Origin of the sequence: Flavobacterium sp. ABG (assembly GCF_001027725.1) — a bacterium.
Taxonomy (GTDB): Bacteria; Bacteroidota; Bacteroidia; order Flavobacteriales; family Flavobacteriaceae; genus Flavobacterium; species Flavobacterium cupriresistens.
Genome location: NZ_LEKS01000006.1, coordinates 24,023 through 39,797 on the forward strand (window position 1 = coordinate 24,023; position 15,775 = coordinate 39,797).

A 15,775-nucleotide genomic window follows, 5' to 3' on the forward strand; every position below is an offset into this window, starting at 1 on the left:
AAAAAAAGCCGTTAACAAACTAATGTTAACGACTTTTCTGAATAAGTAAAAAATCAGGAATGATTTAGAAACTAAAGCTTAATCTGGCAAAAACAAAGCGTCCGTTTTGACCAAACTGCGATACATTTCTGGAATACACAAATTGATTTTGATTGGATAAATCGATAGAAGTCGGAGCTGCTGCATAGGTTACATTTCCATTTGCATCAACACCATTAGCTCTTCTTGCCGTTTGTGGGCCCAGGTTTTTGTCCGGATAAATATCAAAAACATTGTTTGCACCAATTATAATTTTAGTAATAGGACTAATTTTAAAACCTACTGACATATCAGTAATCACTCTTCCTCCCCAAACCGGGTGTTCGTTTTCTACTGCTTTACCATTTACGATAGTGGCACCTACCAAGCCATCACCGTTTACATCAGCAACGTTTGGATCTGTTACTTCTCCAAAATACACGTTTCTTAAAAAGAAATCGAATTTTTTGTAGGTAAGGCTGTTCGTCAAGTTTACTTTTACTCTTGGTACTGCTTCTTCCAAATAAACTCTTGAAGACTCTGAAAAATAAGTGTTTACCTGTCCTGCAGCTTCTAGTATTGGTGATGCATTGATGTTTCCTACTTTGCGTGTTTTTGAAAAAGTACCTGATAAATCATTTTTTAAAGTCAGATTTTCATTTAAGTTTAGTTTGTTGGTAATTACGACATCAATTCCTTTGGATTCGGTGTCAATTGCATTGGCAAAAAAAGTTGCCGCATTCGCACCTGCTGCATCGTACAGAGACTGGGTGAGAGGTGTTGGGGTAAATTGATCGGTAAGTACCACCCTGTCATCAATTTTTATATAGTAAGCGTCTGCCGTTATTGTAATGTTGGCTGCTGGAATTTTCGCAGTAAATCCGGCACTTACACTGGTTGACTCTTCTTGTTTTAGTTTCGGAATTCCAAGTAATTGTGCTATTCTGGAATCGTTGCTAAAAGTTCCTACTTCAAAAGGAACTCCACCTGTAAATTGTGTTGCAGTCGATTCGTAATAAATCTGATGTAAAGATGGAGCTCTAAATCCTGTTGAGAAAGCACCACGTAAATTGATGTTGTCTGTAAGTTTATAACGGGTTGCGATTTTAAAATTAGTAGTGCTTCCAAAATCGGAATAATTTTCAAAACGAACAGCTCCGTTTAACAACCATTTTTCGGTTACATCTAGCTCTAAATCGGTATAAACGGCAACACTGTTTCTTTTTTCATCTTTTGCATTTTCTGCTCTGTATCCAGGGAAAACCTGCGCTCCACCAGGTCTGGCTGCGCCATAGAAATCGGTAACTCTTATGTTGGCAGGTGTCGTACCGGTTACTACATTTCCATTAATGTCGTATTGACTATAAGAATCGGGAACTCCGGCATTGATACCGTACAGTTCGTAGCGATACTCGGCACCAAAAGCGATGTTTAGGGTATTGATTTTTTTGCTCATATCAAAGTTTGTCGTATTTTGAGCAAAACGTAAGCCTCCCGCATCAAACTCAGTAGGAGAGCCTTCCCTTAGTGTAGCATTTACCGTATTTTCTATATTATAATCAAAAGCATTTCGACCGTAGGTGTTACTCAAATCAAAATGCCAATCTTTAAAAATGGTACCTCTAAGTCCCGTCGCGGCAGAAATATCATTAATGGTAGAATGGATTTCGGGTAAGAAACCATTTAAGTATAAACCGGTGTACGATCTGGACTGATTCGGTCTTCTGAAAAAACCGGCAGATTCCCCTTCTCTGTAACTGGTTCCTCCAAAAACATAAACTTCTAATTTATCATTAATAGGGTAAGCAGCATTCAAAAAGAACTGAACACTTTTAAATGCAGATTGACCTACTCTCATGTTAAAGTTTTTTCTCTCCAGCTTTCTGTAAGCCAACTCTCCGTCTGTGGCATCAAAATTTAATGCCGTTTGCAATTGCGAAATTGTTGTGGCATTAGTGATAGCGGTTTGTTGTGTTGGAGTAAAATAACTTACCTCTGGAGCATAACCTTTTATTAAGTTTATAATCTGAGCAGAATTTGGAGTATTGGTAATATTTCCAAACATAGAATTTATGTTTATTCCGTCTTCAGAAGCTCTTTGTTCAATCGCATTATAAGCATTATAGATCGTACCTGCGGCATCATCAGCTCTGCTTGTAGCATCTCTTAGTTGTAAGCTTCCTGTCAGGTTAATAAAACTTTTTTCTTTGCCTAAATTAGTTCCGTAATTAAGATCCATTTGGTAATGGTTTCCATCATTTCCACCTCTGTGATCGTTTGCATTTCTCGAAAAATTACTTCCTGAAAAGAGATTGACATCTAATTTTTTGGTGTCTTTTTTTATGTTAAGGTTAATCACTCCCGCAATAGCGTCTGAACCATATTGAGCGGAAGCTCCATCTCGAAGTACTTCTATTTTTTCGAGAGCGAAAGCAGGAATTGCATTCAAATCGGTTCCTACAGACCCTCTTCCCGGTGTTCCGTTTATGTTGACTAAAGAGGAGGTATGTCTTCTTTTACCGTTTACTAAAACCAATACCTGATCGGGGCCTAAACCTCTTAATTGTGCCGGATCAAGGTGATCCGTTCCATCGGCTACTGTTTGGGTATTGGAGGTAAAGGAAGGCGCCACCATGTTCAAAATCTGATTCAGATTGGTTTGTGCACCTTGTGTAGCAATATCTTTCATTGCAATAACATCTATAGGAACGGCTGATTCTGTAACAGTTCGGGTAGGATTACGTGATCCAATAATAACGATATTCTCCAACGTTTCGCCACTACCTCCCGATAGCGTAACATTTACGATTGGTCCGTCAACTGTTACGGTTTTGGTTTGTAAACCTACGTACGAAAATTGTAGTACGTCACCAACTTTGGCTTCAATAGTATAGTTTCCGTCAATATCTGTAACGGCTCCTTTTTTGGTACCTACTACCAATACCGTAACTCCCGGTAAAGATGATCCTGTGTCATCAACAACTTTTCCTCTGACCAGATCAATCTCTTTGTTTTGATTTGTTAGAATGGTGTTTTTTCCGTTTTTCGAAGTCTCACTAGCGTTAAGATTGTTGCTGTTTGCTAAAATAATAGCGAGTACAAATGATGTGAGCGACGCTTTTTTGAGTCGTAAAAACAGTTGGTTTTTGAATAAATTCTTTTTCATAATCTTGGTTTATATTAGTTTGGTTAATTAATATGAAAGCAAAAAAATAATTTTAAATAGAAGATGGGACTACTATAAATTATTTTTGGATTTGAATTTGTTTTGGAATTTTTATTCAATAAGTCTCCGACCTAATATTGTAATTGTCACTTTTCTAATTCGTGACTGATTTAATCTACAGCAGATTGAGGTGGTATACTTCGCTCTATTTAGCGAACTTCTAAAAAGTTTATACTGTATTTGTAAAAGTATGTAATTTCGTATTGAAATTCTTGCTTAGTATAAGAAAACGATTGATTTTTAGACTATTGACACATATTTCTATTTTATGTTGCTAAAAATATTTTTTTTTAGAGATTTGAAGTAGGTTTTTTATCATTTAAAAAGTCAGTAACAGCCTCATTTACAACTTTAGGCTGATCAGTACTTAAGAAATGTCCGGCATCTTTGATGATTTTGGTCTTGCTATTAACTAAATATTTCTGTGCACGTTTTAAACTTTCATCAGAATTGATAACGTCATGATCTCCAATTAAAACTAAAACCGGATTTTGAATCGACTTCAATTCGTCATCCGAAAAAGGTCGCATATTGAGCATATTTGAATTCGATTTGGCATATTTATTCGCCAGATAAAATTGTCTTTTATAAGCAGGATTTATGTTTTCGGGATGTGTAGCAAAGGTGTTTAGTGTTTTAGTGAATCTTTTTTCGTTTGGGAACAGCTTAAGCAGTAAGGCAGAAGTCGTTTTTCTCATTTTATCAATAGATTTAAACGTTTGTGCAGGACTTAATAAAACTATTTTATCAATTGAATTTTCTTTTTGAGTAGCTAATAGTGTTGCCGTCCAGCCTCCACGTGAAGCGGCCACAATATCAAAGTTTTTTAATTTATAATAATTGAAAATCTGATTGTACCAAATCACTATCTCTTCTGATGAAAGCGCTTTTGTCGTTAAAGTTGATTTGCCGGGTTCCATCAGAAAGTCGATGGCATAGACACGATGTGTTTTTACTAAAGTTTTTATATTTGGATACCACATGGTAGAACTGGCATCCATGCCGTGTAGCAAAACCAAATCTTTTCCATTTTTGGGTCCGGCTACTATAATATGAGCAATTCCAAAATCAGTTTGGATATTTTCTTCCGTATAGGGAACATCCCAAAGTTTTAAAGCTTTGTCGTAGGAGTTGATGTAAGCGCCCTTTTCCGTTTTTGTTTGAAAAATATAATCATCAAATTTTATTTTTTTGGAAGAAGCACAGCCGGCCAATAAAAATAATAACGCAAATTGTAGAGATAGTTTTAGCATAATGAAAAATTCAATATCCTATAAAGTTACGCTGATGGAATGGATTATCGTATTAGAATTTTATTTTAAACTATCATAATTATAAGGTTTTAGGAGTTCTGCTAGTGTGCCGAATTCTTAAAATGTAAATAGATTGTGGATTGATTTTATAGGAAATTCGATAACTGTAGATTTCAAAAGCACGATAATTGCCTTTGTTCGAAAGTTTCATTTCATCTAATTCGTAGATTTCCCAATTTGTACTAAGAACTGTAGTCGAATTGTAAATGGCATCAATTATCTTATTTGGAATACTCTGGGTTTTGGACTCTTTTACCAAATAAAAATAGATTTTTTTAAGTTGATCTTGGGCAGTTTTTGACCAGATTATTTCTTTTTCCATTGCTCTATTTTATCCTTAACTTCTTCATGAGAATAAAAATTTCCGCTTCGAATTTCTTCTTCTGCTACTTTTAGTTCGTTATTATATTGTTCCGAATAATTTTTTATTGCAGTATTCCGACTGTCCAGGATGGTTTTTAGAGCAGATAAAAAAGAGGCATCATCAATCTTTTCGATTTCCGAAATCAAAATGTTTTTAAGTTCAATAGTGTTCATAATACTATAATTTACCCGAAGTTACGAAACAAAAACAGAAAAAAAGATTTTAGATTCTTAAATTTTAAAAGCCTTTTGTTGCGCCTCAGTCAAAAAAGTCCATGCTATAATACGACTTGTTTTTTGGCCTTGAGCCATATCTATTGTTTTTATGGCAGCAGCATTTACCTTGTTTAAAGTTCTGTAAATACTGGAAAGATTATCTCTTTTAGAAACCAAAGTAGTAAACCATAAACATTGCATCGGGTATTTAGCACTCTCGTAAATCATCTGCGTGACAAAACCTATTTCGCCGCCATCGCACCATAATTCTGCATTTTGACCTCCAAAGTTTAAAACAGGATTTGTTTTCTTCTTTTCTTTCGGATTTAAATTTGAAACTTTTCTAACGGTGCTTTGATTGGCATCTTCGGCAGAAGCATGAAAAGGAGGATTGCAAATGGTGAATGTAAAACGATCTTCCGGTGTGACGATGTTTTTGAATATAAAACGGGATTCCGTTTGTTGCTGTAAACTTATCGCGTCAATAAGTTTTGGATTGGCTTCGATAATTTTACTGCAGTTTTGAATTGCCTTTAAGTCAATATCAGTTCCTACAAAACTCCAATCGTAAATAGCGTTCCCTAATATCGGATAGATGCAATTTGCTCCCGTTCCGATATCTAAACCTAAAACAGAATTTCCTTCAGGAATGATTCCGTTATTCGTTTCTGCTAATAAATCAGCCAGATAGTGAATATAATCGGTACGTCCCGGAATTGGAGGACAAAGATAATCAGAAGGAATGTCCCAATTCTGAATGTCGTAGTAGGTTTGTAATAGTGCTTTATTAAGTGCTTTTACAGCCTTTGGATCACTGAAATCAATAGTTTCTACTCCGTGAACATTTACGGCCACGTACTTTTTTAATTCCGGACAATTGGTAATAAGAAGTTCGAAATCATATCGGGAGCGATGCAGATTTCTAGGATGTAAATTGTTTTTTTCGGAATTGTCTATTGCTTTCATTTTGTGAATTTGGGTGCAAAGATAGTCATTCCTTTTTTGTGAAGATGCTCTTATGAAAAGGATTGTCCTAGCCTTGACAGAATAGTGTCAGTTTTGTGAAAAGGTTTTCTTTATAATGGCGTAGAGAGCCACTTTTTAAAGCTTTTCGGGCCATTTGTTTTCTTTTTGCAGACTTTGTGGTTAGGAAATTTAACTGCAAGGTTCGCAAAGCTATAACTAAACTTTACGATTAAAATAAAGTATAGGTTCGCAAATATTTTCTTTTGCACGCAGATTTAGCAGATTAGGCTGATCTTTGCCTCTTATAAAAAAAATCTGCGCAATCTGCTAAATCTGCGTGCAAAAAAATAGGTGTTAAATTAAAATAGAGTTGTGATGCTATAATAAAACCTTGCGACCCTTGCAGTTAAATAGAACAGTGAAATACAAACTGTCTGGTTTAGAGGGAATTAATCCATACATTCCATTAGCAATAAATCACCGTCGGAATGTGTAATCGTAACCAACCCGTCTTTTGCAACAGAATTACTGCTGCCGGTTCTGTAACCAATTGTAAGCGTATCGTTTTCTAATGGATATTTCAGATTAGTGGAGAAAATACCATTTACAACTCCAATCGGAATTAATGAAATGGGTGTTTTGGCCGTGTACCATTTTTCAAATTTATTCGGAAGCAGAAATATCTTAGAATGATCGTCGAGAATGACAATTTTAAGCAAATTTCGATAGCGAACAATATTGGTTAAGTTGGTTATCGTATGATCGGCACGTTTTCCGGTGGCCCAAACAACGTTTGCAGCAGGTATTTTTCGATCAATTAAATAGTCAAAAGCTTTTTCTAAATCGGTTTTGTTTTGATCGGGGGTGTGTACAATCTCAATCGGATATTGAGTGGTTTTGTAAATTTCAGGATCAAAACCACGATCAAAATCGCCTAAAAGGACATCGACTTTTATGCCTAACTCAATAACTCTTTCGATGGCAGAATCCAGCACGATAACCAATGGAGACCATTCGAGCAGTTGTCCTAATAATTCCGGATGGCAAGCTGCTCCGTTAGCAATGATTAAAGCCGGTTCCTGGTCGTCGCGTACGATATGGTGTGAAGACATTTAGCGTTTTGATTTGAAATGTGCTGCAAATGTACGAAAGTTATAGGCTTTGACTGGGTACCAATTTATTTTATTGGTTGGAAAGCAACGGCATCTACTTCAATTAACATTCCGTCAATTGCCAGTTTGGTAACGGGAATTAGGGTACTGGCAGGAAAGGGTTTGTTTTTCCATGTTTGGCGAATTTCTTCTTCCCATATTTTTAATTTTTCTGAAGAATGATCGACGATCAGAAGGGTCACTTTCATGACATTTTCCGGTTTTAAATGGTAACTGTCCAGAACCGTTGTGAGATTTTTCAAGGCAACTTGAACTTGCTCTCTGAAATCGGAACTCAAAAGATGTTCCTTGCCTAGACCGCCACTTTGCCCCGAAATGTAAACGAGGTTACCATTTGCTTTTACGGAAGAGGCATGACTGAAACCATAAGGTGTTGGATCAAATAGAGATTCAGGATTTTTGAAAGTTTGTGCTTCAGCAGATAAGCCGCAAATAAAGAATAAGATTGAAAGTAAATGTTTCATGTTTTAAAAATTAGAATTGTGAAGGACAAAGGTTACTTAATTCTAATTTTTAAAACATTTACATAGGTTGAGGGTTTAGATTTTTTTTCGAAATCTTTTTTTATTTCGCTGTATCCAGCAATCTTCTGTGGTAATTGATTTGCCCTAGATGATACGCTAAATGCGTCGCAAGATGCACCAGAAAAAAGTCCGTTGTCATTTCTTTTTCAAAAACAATTAGCGGGTAAATGGTTTCTAAATCAGCTTCGTCCAGCGTGTCAAGAGTTTGATTTACTACAGCTAAGGTGTCCTCAATTTTTTGAACCAATACAGTTCTTGGTACGTCTTTTTGCGAAAATTCTAACTCCCGATTTCTAATGTAATCGGTTTTGCCAATTTGCGCACCGATAAAATGATTGATGTTTCCAATAAGATGCAAACAAAGATTTCCACCTGAATTTAGAATGTTTTTATCGATGACCCAAATTTTAGATTCATCCTGATACGATTCAATTTCGAGTTTCAATTTAGTAAGATCCCGTTCAAAAAGTGATTGTAGTGTTTTGATTGACATGGTTTCTAAATTTTATTTTTTATTGGAATCCAGATTTCTTCTTCCGAATTCGGATCGTCTTTTTTGTACTTTTCTCCCATTATGGCAAAATGCGGGCGATCGTCAACCGTGTAAGTCGAGTTTGGTAACCACTCTACAAATATAGAATGATAGGTTTTATGGGCTTTCGTATTTTCTCCTTCATGAATAAAAACAGCATATAATCCGGAAGGAATGACGAGATCTTCCATTCCTGACGGTATTTCACTGAAATTAGAAACTTCAACCGCTGCCCATTTCTCAAAATCATTTTTGGGGTCAAATTCATTAAAATAACCGACGGGGAAAACTTCCAACGAATACAAATCAGTTCCAATTTTGTTTTTTATTTCTTTGTGATGCGGCATGAAAGACGACCACAACTGAAAGGTTTTATTGTCCAGGAAAGACATGGCAATGTATTTTCCGATGAGTTTCTTTTCTGCTGCAATTTCAATTCTGGCTTCCATTTGTCTGGGTGTTATTCGATAGTATATTTTTTTGAATCCGTTTCGGTAAGAGAAAAATAACCCAAAGGATAATTCGGTTTATCGGTTGTATTAATGATGTTTCCTTTTACTGTCGCAGGAGGAGCTTGAAAAGGGCCTCCGCTATTATTTCCGGCAATGCTCACTAAAATATTCATATAATTATAGTACGATTTTGAGATTCCGTAATGGATAATTTCAACTTGATCTCCGGGTTTTAACTCATCATCATCCGAGCTGCTGAAAATTTCATTTCCTTGGTAAAATTTATCTTCGGAAGCATAAAAGGTAGACGTTACTTTGCTGGAATAGGTGTATTTAAATAGATAATAATTTTCTGCATCGCCAGGATCTGTATAAAAAGCTTTTACTTCAATATCTTTTCGGGTAATACCGCCTTCGTTGTTTTGTTCCAGTCGAGTGATCGGAGCTACTGATTTTAAAATCTCACTTGCCGTATACGTATTTCCGCCACTAACCACTGTCAAAGTATAATTTTCCTCAATTTCAGGTTTGAAAGTGGTACAAACATATTGACCTTTTTTAGGGCTTTCTATAAAATTGAATTGTTCATTTTTGCTATTTTTTATAGACACAACAGCACCCGAAACCGTTGGAATTACGTTTTGAAAATAACCCGTTGTAGTGGTTAGTTTTATAATTTGTTGATTCCCGGAGGTTCCTTTTTGCCAGGTTATAGCCGCTTCGATTACTAGTTTTGGAGGTGCGGTATCCAATTCTACATCAACAACTTCTTCACAGCTTGTGAAGAAAAGGGATATAAAAAGTACGATTAAAAAACTTGCTTTTTTCATGGTTTATCTTTTGTTTTTCTTTGGAAGAAAATAATTTTTAAAATTTGAAATTGTAACTTACTGCCGGTACCATCCCAAAAATGGAGGTTTTCACCGCTTCGTTTGCACCGGTGTCCACATTTTGACGGAAGTTAATAGAGGCCGCATTTTGGCGATTATATAGATTGTAAATACTAAAAACCCATTCTCCCTTCCAGTTTCTGTCTTTGTTTTTTCTTGGTGTCAAAGTTGCCGAGATATCCAGGTGATGGTAAGCAGGTAGACGATTTTCATTTCTCAATCCGTAGCTTGGTACCGTTATTCCTAAATATTCGTATTGCGCATTCGGATAGGTAACAGGCTGTCCGGATTGTAAAGTAAAGTTAGCACCAAAAGACCATTTTTCGTTTAAATTATAAGCCGATGTAATCGCTAAATTATGTGTTTTATCATAAACAGAGTTGTACCAGCGACCATCGTTTATTCCGGTTTCTTCCGGAGTTCTTCCCGGTGTTTGTTGTTCTGATTTGGAGAGGGTATAAGAAACCCATCCGTTAAATTTGCCTTCATTTTTTTTAAGCATTAGTTCTAGACCATACGATCTCATGCGTCCGTTTAGAATGACCTGTTCAATAGCATCATTGGCAATCAGATCGGCACCATCAATATAGTCTAAACGGTTTTGAACTTTTTTATAATACGCTTCAACTTCAAGCGAGTAAGCTCCGTTGTTGATGTTTCTAAAATAACCCAAGGCAACCTGATCGGCGATTTGAGGTTTGATGTAATTGTCACTAGGCATCCAGACGTCAAGCGGAGTGGGTGATGAGGTATTCGAAATCAATTGAAGGTATTGCGCCATTCTGTTGTAACTGGCTTTTAAGGCCTCATCATCGTTTAATTGATAAGAAATTGCGAATCTTGGCTCCAGATTATCGTAACTCTGAATAACCTTATTTTTGCCATAAAACTTCGTTGAGATTGGAGTTCCCTTTTTATAAATCTGCGTATTAGAGTCAAAAACAACCGGACTGTCGTTGTCATAATAATTAATAGTAGATTCGCCTAAACGATAAAATAAGCTGTAACGCAATCCGTAAGAAACGGTAATTCTTTTTGAAAACTGACTTTCGGCATCGATATAAACAGCAGGTTCAAAAGCATATTTTTTGTCTAATTGATCGGGATTAATTCCTGAAGTAGTTCCGGTCGGTTTGATCGTTCCGGGATTAAATCCGTAGTAAATTCCGTTTATACCATAATTCAATTTGAACTTATCTGAAATATAATGTTTGAAATCGTATTTGATGTTGTAGTTTTTAATTCCAGAATCCCATTTGAAACCTACCAAATCTAAATCAAGACCGTAGTAATAATCACTGTAAATTAAAGATAAATTGGAGAATACTTTACTGGAAAACAGATGATTCCAACGAAGATTTAAAGTTGTATTTCCGTAAGTATTCGAGAAACTTTTATTAATACTAAAAACATCGCGACCAAAATACCCAGATAAATACAAGCTGTTGTTGTCATTTAATTTATAACTCAATTTAGTATTCAAATCATAAAAATAGGCAGCATTATCTTTTTGGTCTTCAGATAATTTTAAAAACAGATGGGCGTAAGAAGCTCTTCCTCCAATCAAAAATGAACCTTTGTCTTTTACCAGTGGACCTTCTGCCAGCAATCTGCTCGAAATCAATCCGATTCCGCCATTCATATGAAAACCTTTACTGCTTCCGTCTTTTTGGTAAATATCGAGGACAGAGGAGGCTCTTCCGCCGTATCGTGCCGGAATTCCGCCTTTGTATAGTTTTAAATCTTTAATAGCATCGGGATTGAAAACCGAAAAGAATCCAAATACGTGCGAAGAGTTAAATATAGTGGCTTCATCTAACAAAATTAAATTCTGATCTGCTCCACCACCTCTGACATTAAATCCCGAAGCACCTTCACCGGCATTGGTAACACCCGGAAGTAACAAAATCGATTTCAAAACATCGACTTCACCCATAACAACCGGCATTTTTTTGATGGTTGAAATCGAAAGTTTATTGGTGCTCATTTCAGGCGATTTGATGTTGATCTTACCTTTGTTATCCGTAATTACAACTTCTTGAAGTTCTTCACCACCTTCCTGTAGCGAAAAATTAGTTTTAGTGTTTTGATTTAAGTCAATTGTTTTTTGAATGGTTTGATAGCCCACATAACTGATTTCGATTTCGTGTTTACCGGAGGGAATAGTTAAGGAATAAAAACCGTATTCATTTGTTGTAGTTCCGATTTTTAAGGAAGGAATATAAATGTTTACCCCGATTAAGGTTTCATTATTTTTAAAGTCATTTATGGTACCGCTTAATGTGAATTTTTCTTGAGAAAATGAAGTGAGAGTTGTTAGAACAAGAAGAATAAAAATGTTAATTTTTTTTGGAATCATTGTCGTGGTTTTGATATACATAGTTAACAATTCTTATTAAAATATAGTGTCGAACGATTGTTAAATATGAGTTAATAAAAAAAGACAACCGTTTGAGGTTGTCTTCTTTAATAGCAATATAATAAAAACTGCTTATGATTTTATTTCAGCAAGAATTGCATTGAATGTAGCGCTCGGACGCATTGCTTTGCTTACTAATTCAGGAGTTGGCTGATAGTATCCGCCAAGTGTTTGAGGTTTCCCCTGAGCACTGATTAACTCTGCATCAATTTTAGCTTCGTTTGCTTCAAATTGAGCTGCAATTGGAGTGAAAATCGCTTTTAATTCAGCATCTTTATTTTGAGCAGCTAATGCCTGTGCCCAATAGAAAGCAAGGTAAAAATGAGAACCACGGTTGTCAATTTGACCTACTTTACGTGCCGGAGATTTATCATTTGCCAAGAATTTGTCGTTTGCCTGATCTAAAGTTTCAGATAAAACAAGCGCCTTAGAATTGTCTAAAGTCTGACCTAAGTGCTCTAATGAAGCTCCAAGTGCTAAAAACTCTCCTAATGAATCCCAACGTAAATAACCTTCTTCTGTAAATTGCTCAACGTGTTTAGGAGCAGAACCCCCTGCACCGGTTTCGAACAATCCACCACCGTTCATTAACGGAACGATAGAAAGCATTTTAGCAGAAGTTCCTAATTCTAAAATTGGGAATAAGTCCGTTAAGTAATCACGTAAAACGTTTCCTGTTACAGAGATTGTATCTAATCCTTTGATAATTCTGTCTAAAGTAAATTCTGTAGCAGCAACCGGATTTAAAATACGGATGTCTAAGTTTACAGTATTGTAGTCTTTAAGATATTTTTGAACTTTTACGATCAATTCTCTGTCATGCGCTCTGTTTTCGTCTAACCAGAAAACAGCCGGAGTATCAGATAAACGAGCTCTGTTTACCGCTAGTTTAACCCAGTCCTGAATTGGAGCGTCTTTAGCCTGACACATTCTGAAAATGTCATTTGCTTCAACACTTTGTTCCATCAAAACAGTTCCGTTTTTATCAACTACACGAACAACACCTTCTTCTTTCATTTGGAAAGTTTTATCGTGAGATCCGTACTCTTCTGCTTTTTGAGCCATTAAACCTACGTTAGGAACACTTCCCATTGTTTTAGGATCAAAAGCACCATGTTTTTTACAGAAATCAATAGTTGCAGTATAAATTCCGGCATAAGAACGATCCGGAATAATAGCGATAGTATCTTGTTGTTTTCCTTCTTTATTGTACATCTGTCCTGAAGTACGAATCATTGCCGGCATAGAAGCATCAACAATAACGTCAGAAGGAACATGCAGGTTGGTAATTCCTTTATCAGAATTTACCATTGCTAATGCAGGACCGTTAGCGATCGCAGCGTCAATAGCAGCTTCTACTTCAGCTTGCTCAGGTCTTCCTGCAATTTTAGCGTAAATATCACCCAAACCATTTCTGGTGTCGATGTTTAATTCATTGAATAAAGTTGCGTATTTTTTGAAAAGATCAGCAAAATAAACTTCAACGATAGCGCCAAAGATAATTGGATCTGAAACTTTCATCATCGTAGCTTTTAAGTGAACAGAAAGCAAAACACCTTCTTTTTTTGCCTCTGCGATAGTTTCAGCAACAAAACTTTTTAAAGCATTTAAGTGTAATACAGAACTGTCAATAATCTCACCTGCTTTTAAAGGAGTACTGGCTTTAAGAACCGTAGTTGAGCCGTCTTTAGCAACAAATTCGATTTTTACATCATTTGCTTCTGTAACAGTAAGTGATTTTTCGCTTCCGTAGAAATCACCATTTGGCATAGAAGCTACTTTGGTTTTAGAATCAGCAGACCACGCACCCATGGAATGAGGATTTGCTTTCGCGAAGTTTTTTACCGCTCTTGGCGCTCTACGGTCAGAGTTTCCTTCACGTAAAACAGGATTTACAGCAGAACCTAAAACTTTAGCATATTTAGCTTTGATTTCTTTTTCAGCATCGTTTTGAGGCTCTTCCGGATAATTTGGAATGTTATAACCGTGTGACTGCAATTCAGTAATCGCCGCTTTTAATTGCGGTACTGAAGCAGAAACGTTTGGTAATTTGATAATATTGGCTTCCGGTTGTGTTGCCAATTGACCAAGTTCAGCCAAAGCATCAACCGTTTTTTGAGCATCTGTCAAAACCTCAGGAAAATTAGATAAAATTCTGCCTGCTAACGAAATGTCTCTTGTTTCAATTGCAATACCAGCCGTTGCGGTAAACGCTTGAACAATAGGTAAAAAAGAGTAAGTCGCTAACAATGGCGCCTCATCAGTTAAGGTGTAAAAAATTTTTGAATTTTGTGTCATTTTCTTTTTTTTTATAATCGTATTACCGCGAAATGGTAATTAAAAGGTATAGTCGGCTCAAAATGAGCGGAGCAAATATAATAAAAACACTCCGAAAACGGTTGCGTTTTAAGGAGAATTAAACAAATTATCAGATTGTTATTTCGAAGTCTTTAAATTATCAAATTGATCGTTTTGATATTAAAAAATTACGGTTTTATTAATTTGAAAAGAAGGCATAAAAAAAACCCGTTTCAAATAATATGAAACGGATTTTTTATGACAAAAAGATAAATGATTATCTTCTTTTATCTCTAATCTTAGCTTTTTTACCAGTAAGTTGTCTGAAGTAGAAAATTCTAGCTCTACGTACAGCTCCTTTTTTGTTGATTTCAATTTTTTGTAAAGCTGGTAAGTTTACTGGGAAGATACGCTCAACTCCAATAGCTCCTGACATTTTACGAATAGTAAAAGTTTCTGTGTTACCAGAACCTCTTCTTTGAATAACAACTCCTTTAAAAAACTGAGTTCTTGTTTTTTCACCCTCTTTAATTTCGTAGAAAACGGTAATAGTGTCTCCAGCTCCGAAAACAGGGAAATCTTTTTTAGCAACTAATTCGGTTTGAACGAATTTCATTAAATCTGCCATGATAATTTTAATTATGGTTTTTTTATAGAGTAACATTCACGGATCTCGCCAGAGGTTAGTCTAATTCGGCTGCAAAAATACAACTTTAGTTTTAATTTGCAACTTTTTTATTGTCTGTAATTTTAAGTGTTTTTCAGAAGTAAGATTCTGACTGTCAGTTGCTAATTTTGGTTTTCGTACTGAGACTGAGAACTGAGACTGAGAACTGAAACTGTAAACTAGTTCTCAAACGTTTCGACCAAAGAAATTTTCTGATTGATAATTACAGAACGAGCTTGGCTAATTTAACTTTTCGTTTCAGTTGTTTGATGTTTTTATCTGTTTTTTTCTTCACATCGGTGTATTTGTCCGCTCCTAATGAAGAAGATAAGCTTTTATCTCTTTTGTCAAACAAACCATCTATTTTACTGTCCCGGTCTGCTTGTGGGAGTTTCTTTTTGTCAATGTCAAATAATCCGGTAACAAGGTCATTATTGGCTTTGTCAAAACTGCTTTTCTGTTTGGCATCTAAAGAAATTCCTTCTGTTTTACCTAATTCAGAGGTTAAGGACTTTTTGTTTAAAGCCTGTGCAAAACCTGTAGCTGAAATTAGAAACACAAGGCAAAAAGTAAGTTTTAGTAGTGCGTTTTTCATAGTTTTATTTTTTAAATTGCTGTAATTCAATCTTATAAATGTATGAAAAAAGCTAAAAACGTACAAGTAATTATTTTGAAGTTTTTTAGTCCGGGTGCTTAGTACTAATTTAATGTCACGCTGA

Annotated in this window: 14 protein-coding genes; all 14 read right to left on the reverse strand. The window is 35.7% G+C overall.

Annotated elements, in window-relative coordinates; genetic code table 11:
• Window positions 1–64: 64 nt before the first annotated feature.
• Complete coding sequence (locus tag AB674_RS07740) at window positions 65–3,184, reverse strand: TonB-dependent receptor (RefSeq protein WP_082210610.1); 3,120 nt, start codon at window positions 3,182–3,184, stop codon at window positions 65–67.
• Window positions 3,185–3,534: 350 nt separating this feature from the next.
• Window positions 3,535–4,497, reverse strand: a complete 963-nt coding sequence (locus AB674_RS07745; RefSeq protein WP_047775414.1) for an alpha/beta fold hydrolase — start codon at window positions 4,495–4,497, stop codon at window positions 3,535–3,537.
• A 79-nt stretch (window positions 4,498–4,576) separates the two neighbouring features.
• Complete coding sequence (locus AB674_RS07750; protein WP_047775416.1) at window positions 4,577–4,879, reverse strand: type II toxin-antitoxin system RelE/ParE family toxin; 303 nt, start codon at window positions 4,877–4,879, stop codon at window positions 4,577–4,579.
• Entirely contained in the window at window positions 4,864–5,094 is a 231-nt protein-coding gene (locus AB674_RS07755) for a hypothetical protein (RefSeq protein ID WP_047775417.1), read from the reverse strand. Before AB674_RS07755 ends, AB674_RS07750 begins: the two co-directional genes overlap by 16 nt.
• 57 nt (window positions 5,095–5,151) lie before the next feature.
• On the reverse strand, window positions 5,152–6,102 hold the full coding sequence (gene rlmF / locus AB674_RS07760; RefSeq protein WP_047775419.1) for a 23S rRNA (adenine(1618)-N(6))-methyltransferase RlmF: 951 nt from the start codon (window positions 6,100–6,102) through the stop codon (window positions 5,152–5,154).
• Window positions 6,103–6,551: 449 nt separating this feature from the next.
• Window positions 6,552–7,214 (reverse strand): thiamine diphosphokinase, encoded by a 663-nt coding sequence (locus AB674_RS07765; RefSeq protein WP_047775421.1) that lies wholly within the window; start codon window positions 7,212–7,214, stop codon window positions 6,552–6,554.
• A gap of 65 nt (window positions 7,215–7,279) precedes the next feature.
• Window positions 7,280–7,738 (reverse strand): RidA family protein, encoded by a 459-nt coding sequence (locus tag AB674_RS07770; protein WP_047775423.1) that lies wholly within the window; start codon window positions 7,736–7,738, stop codon window positions 7,280–7,282.
• 100 nt (window positions 7,739–7,838) lie between these two features.
• Window positions 7,839–8,291, reverse strand: coding sequence for a DinB family protein (locus tag AB674_RS07775; RefSeq protein WP_047775424.1), 453 nt, complete (start codon window positions 8,289–8,291; stop codon window positions 7,839–7,841).
• A 5-nt stretch (window positions 8,292–8,296) separates the two neighbouring features.
• Entirely contained in the window at window positions 8,297–8,779 is a 483-nt protein-coding gene (locus tag AB674_RS07780; protein WP_047775426.1) for a GyrI-like domain-containing protein, read from the reverse strand.
• 11 nt (window positions 8,780–8,790) lie between these two features.
• Window positions 8,791–9,612, reverse strand: coding sequence for a DUF4249 domain-containing protein (locus AB674_RS07785; protein ID WP_047775428.1), 822 nt, complete (start codon window positions 9,610–9,612; stop codon window positions 8,791–8,793).
• A gap of 37 nt (window positions 9,613–9,649) precedes the next feature.
• Complete coding sequence (locus AB674_RS07790) at window positions 9,650–12,031, reverse strand: TonB-dependent receptor (RefSeq protein ID WP_047775756.1); 2,382 nt, start codon at window positions 12,029–12,031, stop codon at window positions 9,650–9,652.
• 132 nt (window positions 12,032–12,163) lie between these two features.
• Window positions 12,164–14,389, reverse strand: coding sequence for an NADP-dependent isocitrate dehydrogenase (locus AB674_RS07795; RefSeq protein ID WP_047775430.1), 2,226 nt, complete (start codon window positions 14,387–14,389; stop codon window positions 12,164–12,166).
• 277 nt (window positions 14,390–14,666) lie between these two features.
• Window positions 14,667–15,017 carry a 50S ribosomal protein L19 gene (gene rplS / locus AB674_RS07800; protein ID WP_047775758.1) on the reverse strand — a complete coding sequence of 117 codons (351 nt, stop codon included), beginning with the start codon at window positions 15,015–15,017 and terminating at the stop codon, window positions 14,667–14,669.
• Between the two features lie 262 nt (window positions 15,018–15,279).
• Window positions 15,280–15,651: a hypothetical protein gene (locus tag AB674_RS07805; protein WP_131701525.1), complete on the reverse strand. Its 372-nt coding sequence runs from the start codon at window positions 15,649–15,651 to the stop codon at window positions 15,280–15,282.
• Window positions 15,652–15,775 lie beyond the last annotated feature (124 nt).